The sequence below is a fragment of the Rhodobaculum claviforme genome, from assembly GCF_016653255.1.
GTDB classification, from domain to species: domain Bacteria; phylum Pseudomonadota; class Alphaproteobacteria; order Rhodobacterales; family Rhodobacteraceae; genus Rhodobaculum; species Rhodobaculum claviforme.
The window spans coordinates 1-8,382 of sequence record NZ_NHSD01000149.1; the positions used below are offsets into that span (position 1 = coordinate 1).

Here is an 8,382-nt window from a genome sequence, read left to right on the forward strand (position 1 = left end):
TCCTCGGGCCAGGGGTGGCGGGGGTAGCGGCCGCGCATCTCCTTGCGGACATCGGCGTAGCTGGCGCGCCAGAAGCCCGGCAGATCGGTCGTGACCTGCACCGGCCGGCCCGCCGGTGACAGCAGCGTCAGACGCAGCGCCACGCGGTCGGGGCCCACGGTGGGGTGGATGTCGCAGCCGAACATCTCTTGCAGGCGCAGGGCGACGCCGGGGACTTCGGTGTCATAGTCAATGGCCACGCGCCGACCCAGCGGGGTGACGAACACCCCCGGTGCCAGCCGGTCCAGCGCCGCGCGCTGGGTGCGGTCCAGCCGGGCCAGCAGCGCCTCGGCCAAGTCCAGCCCCGCCAGATCCGCGGCACTTCGGCATCCGAACAGATACGGCAGCAGCCAGTCCTCGGCGGTCTCCAGCAGGGCCGCGTCCGAGGTGTCTGGAAGATCCGCCCCCTGCCCCCGCAGCAGCGCGATCCGGGCCTGCACGCGCCGCGCGGCCGGTCCCATGCCGCAAGCCGCCAGCCCCAGCGCGCGCACGCCATCGAGAGCCGCCCCCGCCACCGCGTCGGGCGGCGCATCGGACCACGGCGCGGAGGCCAGCACCAGCGCATCGAGGCGCGTCTCGTGGCGCGCGCGCACGCGGTTTTCCCTGCTCGACCAGGCGCACACCGGAACGGTCTCGATCCGGCCGCCGTGCAGGGCGCGCAGTTCGTCCTCGGACAGGGGGGCGGCCTGGCGGATGCGCGCCTCGCGCGGGTCGCCGTCCAGATCGGTCGCCACGATCAGCCGCGCGCCCGCCAGCGGATCGCCCGCGTCCATCGCCGCGCCCTTGCCCCCCGCCAGAAGCCAGCGCGGCGCCGGACCACGGCGCCGCAGCCCGATCCGGTCGGGATAGGCAAGAGAGGCCATGCCCGCCACCGACGGCGCCCCGGTACGCTTCGGCGCCAGCCGCGCCAGCCGCGCCGCCTCGGCCCGGATCGGGGCCAGCGCGGCCTCGGGGGCCGCCTGCCGCCCCTCCAGCGCCGCCAGCCGCAGCGACAGATCCACCGGCGCGCCCCGCAGCGGATCGCGCGCCGACAGGAGGGCGGCCAGCGGCGCCGCCCCCCGCCCCGCCGTCAGCAGCATGTGCGCCAGCCGCGGATGCAGCGGCAGCCCCGCCATCGCCCGGCCATGGTCGGTGACCCGCCCTGCCCCGTCCAGCGCGCCCAGCGCCGCCAGCAGCGCGCGCGCCTCGACCAGCGCGGCCGCGGGCGGAGGCGTGAGGAACGCCAGCCCCTCGGCCCAGGGCGCACCCCAGACCGCCAGCTCCAGCGCGAGGCCGGTCAGGTCGGCGGCCTCGACCTCGGCCGGGGGGTGGGCGGGCAGCGCGCCCTCCTCTCCGCGGGTCCACATGCGCAGGCAGACCCCGGAGGCGACCCGGCCGGCGCGACCACGGCGCTGGTCGGCCTCGGCGCGGCTGACCCGCTCGGTCACCAGACGGGACATGCCGGAGGCGGGATCGAATCGCGCCCGGCGCGCGCGCCCGGCGTCGATCACCACCCGCACATCCTCGATCGTGAGCGAGGTTTCGGCGATGGCGGTGGCCAGCACGATCTTGCGGCCGGTGGCGGCGGGGGCGATGGCCGCGCGCTGTGCCGCAATCGGCAACGCGCCATAGAGCGGATGCAGCGAGCATCCCGGCGGCAGGCGCCCCTCCAGCGCGGCGGCGGTGCGGCGGATTTCGCCCTCGCCGGGCAGAAAGACGAGCACACCGCCCTCGGTGTCGGCCAGCGCGTCCAGAGTCTGGGCGGCAACCTCGGCCTCCAGCCGGGCGCGGGGCGGCAGCGGGCGGTCGCGCCAGCGGGTCTCCACCGGGTGGGCGGTGCCCTGGGCGGTGATCACCGGCGCATCATCCAGCAGCGCCGCCACCGGGCCCGCGTCCAGCGTGGCCGACATCACCCCCAGCCACAGGTCGGGGCGCAGCGCCGTGCGCGCCTCCCACACCAGCGCAAGGCCGAGGTCGGCGTTCAGGGAGCGTTCGTGGAATTCGTCGAACAGCACCGCGCCGACCCCCTCCAGCCCCGGATCGGACTGGATGCGACGGGTCAGGATGCCCTCGGTCACCACCTCGATCCGGGTCGCGGGGCCGATGCGCGATTCACCCCGGATGCGGTAGCCGACGGTGGCGCCCACGTCCTCGCCCAGCGTGGCGGCCATGCGCTCGGCGGCCGCGCGCGCGGCCAGGCGGCGCGGCTCCAGCATGACGATGCGGCCGGGGACATGGTCCAGCAACGCCAGCGGGACCCGGGTGGTCTTGCCCGCGCCCGGCGGGGCCTGCAGCACCAGCCGCCCCGAGGCGCGCAGGGCCGCGACCACCTCGGGCAACACCGCATCGATGGGCAGGGTCATGGCGGCCCCGCGGCTCAGGCGTCCAACTCGATCCAGACCGGAACATGGTCCGAGGGCTTGTCGCCCGCGCGCATCTCGCGCTCGATCCGGACCTCGGTGAGCAGATCGGCGGCCTGCGGCGACAGCAGGTGATGGTCGATGCGAATCCCGTCGTCACGCCGCCACGCTCCCGCCTGATAGTCCCAGAAGCTGTAATGCCCGGGCCCGCGATGGTGCAGCCGGAACGCATCGGCATAGCCCAGATGCAAAAGCCGCCGGAACGCCGCCCGGCTGTCAGGCAGCGCCAGCGCATCCGCCGCCCACGCGTCGGGGCGCGCGGCGTCCTCGTCCTGCGGGATCACGTTGTAGTCGCCGGCCAGAACGACCGGCTCCTCGGTCGCCAGCAGGGCTGCGGCACGCGCCTCCATCCGGGCCATCCACGCGAGCTTGTAGTCGTATTTCGTCCCCGGCGCGGGGTTGCCGTTGGGCAGGTACAGCCCCGCCACCCGCACCGCGCGGGCGCCGATCACCGATGCCTCGATCCACCGGGCCTGGGGGTCGTCATCGTCGCCGGGCAGGCCGTGCACCACATCCTCCAGCGGCAGGCGCGACAGGATCGCGACGCCGTTGAACCCCTTCTGGCCATGGGTGTGGACGCTGTAGCCCAGATCCTCGACCTCGGTACGGGGAAAGCCCTCGTCGGTGGACTTGATCTCCTGCAACAGGGCCACGTCGGGGCGGGCGGCCTCCAGCCAGCCCAGGAGGACCGGAAGGCGGGCCTTGACGCCATTGATGTTGAAGGTTGCGATACGCATGCCCGCACCGATAGCCCGGCGCGCGGGCGGCTGCAATCGCCGCGCGCGGGGCTGGCCAGCGCCCGGGGGGGCGGCTAGGTCATGCCCAGCCGCAACCGGAGACGTCGATGACACAGACCCAGCCCGCCGTGATGGACTTCCTGCTTGCACGCCGGTCGCATCCGGCACGCACGCTGGCGCTGCCGGTGCCCGATCGCGCCGCGCTGGCGCCGATCCTGCGCGCGGGCCTGCGCACCCCCGACCATGGCAAGCTGGAACCCTGGCGCCTGATGGTGCTGGCACGCCCGGCGCTGGAGCGTCTGGCGGGGCTGGCGGCCGAACGCGGCGCCGCGCTGGGGCTGGAGGCTGCGCGAATCGACAAGGGCGTGCGCCAGTACGCCGAGGCGCATCTGGTGGTGGCGGTCATCGCCGTGCCGCGGCCCCACGCCACCATCCCGCCGATCGAACAGCAGCTGTCGGCGGGCGCGGTCTGTCTGTCGCTGGTCAACGCCGCGCTGGCGTCGGGATGGGGGGCGGTGTGGCTGACCGGCTGGGCCGCGCATGACCCGGTCTTCTGCGCCCGGGGGCTGGACCTGGCCGAGGGCGAGTTCGTCGCCGGCATGATCCACATCGGCACACCCACGACGCAGCCCGGCGACCGTCCCCGCCCCGATCCCGAGGCCACGGTCACCTGGGTGGAGCGCTGAGCCGCCTCAGCGCGTCAGCTTTGCAAGATGCGCCTCCAGCGCGGCAAGCTGCGCCTTGATCTGTTCGAGGTCCTGCTTGCCACTGTCGCGCGACGGCTCGGCGGGTGTGCCGTCCTCGTCGGTGCGCGGCGTCGGCCAGCCGGGCATCATCGTCTTCAGGAACGCCTCCTGCTGGCGCTGCATCGCCTCGAAGCCCGGCATGCCCTTCATGGGGGTGCCGAACGCGTTGAAGTTGTCGAGCATCTTGGACTGACCGTCGCGCAGCATCTCGAACGACATCGCCAGGAACTGGGGCACGACGCTCTGGGCCTGGGTGGTGTAGCTGCGCACCAGATCCGTCAGCACCGCCAGCGGCAGCACGCTTTCGCCGCGGCTTTCATGCTCGGCGATGATCTGCAACAGGTATTGCCGGGTCAGGTCATCGCCGGATTTCAGATCGACGATCTGCACCTCGCGTCCGGCGCGGATGAAGCCCGCGATGTCCTCGAGCGTGACGTAATCCGACGTCTCGGTGTTGTACAGCCGCCGGCTGGCGTAGCGCTTGATCAACAGCGACTTTTCCGCTTCGGCCACGATCATCCCCTTTCGCCACGCTGCAGGACATGCACCCGGCTGGATGCAGCGTAGGCGACGAAGAGGCAAAAGGAAAGGCCGGCATGCGAACGGGGCGGACCCGAAGGTCCGCCCCGCTGCGGCGCGTCGGTCAGGGAGGGAGCCGCGCGCCGGGTCGGTCCGGTCCGGCGCCTTACTTGGCGGCGGTGGTCGCAGCGACTTTCTTGGCCGCGGCGGTCGCCTCGGAGGTCGCCTTCTTCATCGCGGCGGTCGCGTCCTCGGACATGTCCTTGCCCGCGGCCAGCATCAGCTCGACGGTTTCCATCTGCACGCGCTTGGCCACTTCGGCGAACGCGGCCATGTTCTCGGCGGCGGTTTCGGCCGAGTGCGAGGCGAAGTCGGTCATCGCCTTGGTGTAGTCGGTCGGCTCTTCGCGGGTCTTCACCACATCGCCCATCTGGGCCAGGGTGGAGCGCGTCCAGCGGGTCGAGATCTCGGTCGACTTCTCGGCGGCTTCCAGCGCCACCTTGCTCATCCGCTCGCCCAGCGCGGCCGAGGTGCGGAAGGCGTCCTGCATGCCCTTCATGTCCATCGGGAACGCCGACATCATGTCCTGCATCATCTTGGTGTAGTCCTGGGTCTTGACCATGGGTTCTCTCCTCTGTGGGGGATGACCCCCGTCTGCCTTGTGACACCGATATAGATGCTGCACCGCAGCATTGCAAGCCTGAATGCTGCAGTGCGGCATGATTTTCCAGATGCGCCCGACCAAAGCCCCGACCCACGCCCGGCCCCGCCCCTGCCAGCAGCCCCAACCGGCAGCCGGCGTTGCGATCCCGCGCGCCGCTGCCTAAAGGTGCCGCATCCGAACCCCAAGGAGCCCGCGCCGATGAGCACCCCACCCGATCCCGTCGCGCACCCGGTCGTGCTGTGCATCCTCGATGGCTGGGGGCTGGCGCCGGCGGGGCCGGGCAACGGCGTGGCCGGCGCCGATACGCCGGTGTTCGATGCGCTGATGCGCGACTGCCCGCACGCGACCCTGGTCACCCACGGGCGCGACGCGGGGCTGCCCAGCGGCCAGATGGGCAATTCCGAGGTCGGCCACACCAACATCGGCGCGGGGCGGGTGGTGGCGATGGACCTGGGCCAGATCGATCTTGCGCTCGAGGACGGCAGCTTCGCCACCAACGCGCAACTGGCCGATTTCATCGCGGCGCTGCGGGCGTCGGGGGGGACGGCGCATCTGCTGGGGGTGGCCTCGGACGGGGGCGTGCACGGGCATCTGGCGCATCTGCTGGCCGCCACGCGGATCATCACGGCAGCGGGCGTGCCGGTGGCGGTGCATGCGCTGTGCGACGGGCGCGACGTGGCGCCGACATCGGCCGCCGGGTTCATCGACGCGCTGGCCGCCGGGCTGCCGCAGGGCGCGCGCATCGCCACCGTGACGGGCCGCTACTGGGCGATGGACCGCGACCGGCGCTGGGACCGGGTCGAGCGCGCCTTTCGCGCCATCGTCCGGGCCGAGGGCGCGACCGCCCCCGACGCCGCCGCCGCCGTCACCGCCGCAACCGCGCGCGGCGAGACCGACGAGTTCATCGCCCCCACCGTCATCGCCGGCCACACGGGCGCGCGCGACGGCGACGGGCTGTTCTGCCTGAACTTCCGCGCCGACCGCGCCCGCGAGATCCTGGCGGCGCTGGCCGATCCGACCTTTGACGCCTTCGACACCGGCCCGCGCCCGGACTGGGCCGCGCGGCTGGGGATGGTCGAATACTCCGACGCCGCGCGCGCCTACATGACCGCGATGTTCCCGCCGCGCGACATCGTCAACACGCTGGGCGCCTGGGTCGCGGCCCACGGCCTGCGCCAGTTCCGCCTGGCCGAGACGGAGAAGTACCCCCATGTGACCTTCTTCCTCAATGGCGGGCGCGAGACGCCGGAGCCGGGCGAGGACCGCCACATGCCGCAAAGCCCCAAGGTCGCGACCTATGACCTCGCGCCCGAAATGGCGGCCGAGGAGGTGACGCAGGCGCTCGTGGCCGCCATCGAGGGCCGCGCGCATGACCTGATCGTGGTGAACTTCGCCAACCCCGACATGGTGGGCCACACCGGCGTCGACGCGGCCGTGCGGCGCGCCTGCGCGGCGGTCGACCGGGGCGTGGGCGCCGCGCTGGCCGCGCTGGAGCGGGTGGGCGGCGCGATGCTGCTGACGGCCGACCACGGCAACGCCGAACAGCTGATCGACCCCGCCACGGGGGGGCCGCACACGGCCCACACCCTCAACCCGGTTCCGGTGGTGCTGGTGGGGGGGCCGGCCGGGCGGGGCTGCGCGACGGGCGGCTGGCGGATGTGGCCCCGACGGTGCTGGCGCTCATGGGCCTCGAGCCGCCGCCCGAGATGACGGGACGCAGCCTGATCATCCCTGCGGGCACGCAATCGTGACAGCACGCCGGGGCCGCGGGCGCGCTCGGCACATGCACGCGGCGCATCCCGCGCTAGTCTTTCGTCACAGGGCACGGGCATTCCCGCGGGCGGACGCCACGATGGCGTTGCGGTCCCGCCCCCGGAATGGTTGACTGCGTGCAGGCAGGACATCGACCGGTGCCGGTCGGATCGGGGCGCAGCCCCCGCACGGCACGGACGGACGCAAACGCGGCCAGGGCCGCAACGGCAAGGACGGGTTGAGGCGATGAGGAAATACGTGCTGGCCGCCGCAGGCGGTATTCTGGCCGGGGCGCTGGTGACGACACAGATCGCCGGGCCGCTGATCGCGCAGGAGGCCGGGAACAACCGCTCGGTCTACCAGCAGCTCGACATGTTCGGCGACATCTTCGAGCGCATCCGCGCCTCCTATGTCGAGGAGGTGGACGCCGCCGAGCTGATCGAGGCGGCGATCAACGGCATGCTGACCTCGCTCGATCCGCACTCGGGCTTCCTGCCGCCGCGCGATTTCGACGACATGCGTGTGCAGACGCGGGGCGAGTTCGGGGGCCTGGGCATCGAGGTCACGATGGAGGACGGCTTCGTCAAGGTCGTCTCGCCGATCGACGGGACACCCGCCGACGCCGCCGGGATCGAGGCCGGGGACTTCATCACCGCCGTCGACGGCGAGGCGGTGATGGGCATGACGCTGGACCAGGCGGTGGAGCTGATGCGCGGCCCGGTGGGGTCGGAAATCGTCATCACCGTGGTGCGCGAGGGCCGGACCGAGCCGTTCGACGTCTCCATCGTGCGCGACACCATCCGGCTGACGGCCGCGCGCGTGCGGCTGGAGAACGACGCGGTGGTTGCGCGGGTCACGACCTTCAACGACCAGACATGGCCCAACCTGCGCGACGGCCTGGCCGAGGCGATCGAGGAGGCCGGTGGCCTCGATGCGGTCTCGGGCGTGGTGCTCGATCTGCGCAACAACCCCGGCGGGCTTCTGACGCAGGCGATTCGGGTGTCGGACGCGTTCCTCGACCAGGGTGAGATCGTCTCCACGCGGGGCCGTAACCCCGAGGACGGCGAACGCTTCAACGCGACCGCGGGCGATCTGATCGAGGGCCGCCCGATGGTGGTGCTGATCAACGGCGGCTCGGCCTCGGCGTCGGAAATCGTCGCGGGTGCGCTTCAGGATCACCGGCGGGCGGTGGTCGTGGGCACCCGCAGCTTCGGCAAGGGGTCGGTCCAGACGGTGATCCCGCTGCGTGGCGAAGGGGCGATGCGGCTGACGACCTCGCGGTACTACACACCGTCGGGGCGGTCGATCCAGGCGCTGGGCGTGTCGCCCGACATCGTGGTCGAACAGCCCCCCCGCCGCGACATCGAGGACGACAACGGCCCCACCCGGCCGCAGCGCTCCGAATCGCAGCTGCGCGGCAGCCTGCTCAACGATTCCATGTCCGAGGACGAACAGCGCATGCTGGAGGAGGAGCGCCGCATGGTCGAGGAAACCGCCCGGCTGCGCGAACAGGACTACCAGCTCGC

At 72.6% G+C, this 8,382-nt stretch carries 6 protein-coding genes and 1 pseudogene; 3 read left to right on the forward strand and 4 right to left on the reverse strand.

The annotated features are described in order from the left end of the window. Positions 1–2,381, reverse strand: a 2,381-nt coding sequence (gene hrpB, locus CCR87_RS04760; RefSeq protein ID WP_201156423.1) for an ATP-dependent helicase HrpB, incomplete at its 3' end; no start/stop codon positions are given. A 14-nt stretch (positions 2,382–2,395) separates the two neighbouring features. Next, on the reverse strand, positions 2,396–3,175 hold the full coding sequence (gene xth, locus CCR87_RS04765) for an exodeoxyribonuclease III (protein ID WP_201156424.1): 780 nt from the start codon (positions 3,173–3,175) through the stop codon (positions 2,396–2,398). Positions 3,176–3,282: 107 nt separating this feature from the next. Here xth and CCR87_RS04770 point away from each other — a divergent pair, with 107 nt between their 5' ends. Beyond that, positions 3,283–3,861 carry a nitroreductase family protein gene (locus tag CCR87_RS04770; protein ID WP_201156425.1) on the forward strand — a complete coding sequence of 193 codons (579 nt, stop codon included), beginning with the start codon at positions 3,283–3,285 and terminating at the stop codon, positions 3,859–3,861. A gap of 6 nt (positions 3,862–3,867) precedes the next feature. Here the strand turns inward: CCR87_RS04770 and phaR are convergent, their stop codons facing one another. Both phaR and CCR87_RS04780 read right to left on the reverse strand, forming a co-directional pair. Continuing rightward, entirely contained in the window at positions 3,868–4,434 is a 567-nt protein-coding gene (phaR, locus tag CCR87_RS04775) for a polyhydroxyalkanoate synthesis repressor PhaR (RefSeq protein ID WP_201156426.1), read from the reverse strand. A gap of 172 nt (positions 4,435–4,606) precedes the next feature. Beyond that, on the reverse strand, positions 4,607–5,062 hold the full coding sequence (locus tag CCR87_RS04780; protein ID WP_201156427.1) for a phasin family protein: 456 nt from the start codon (positions 5,060–5,062) through the stop codon (positions 4,607–4,609). A gap of 240 nt (positions 5,063–5,302) precedes the next feature. Here CCR87_RS04780 and gpmI point away from each other — a divergent pair. Continuing rightward, positions 5,303–6,855, forward strand: a pseudogene (gene gpmI / locus CCR87_RS04785) (2,3-bisphosphoglycerate-independent phosphoglycerate mutase). 247 nt (positions 6,856–7,102) lie between these two features. Further along, positions 7,103–8,382: S41 family peptidase (locus CCR87_RS04790; RefSeq protein ID WP_201156428.1), on the forward strand; the 1,280-nt coding region annotated here is incomplete at its 3' end.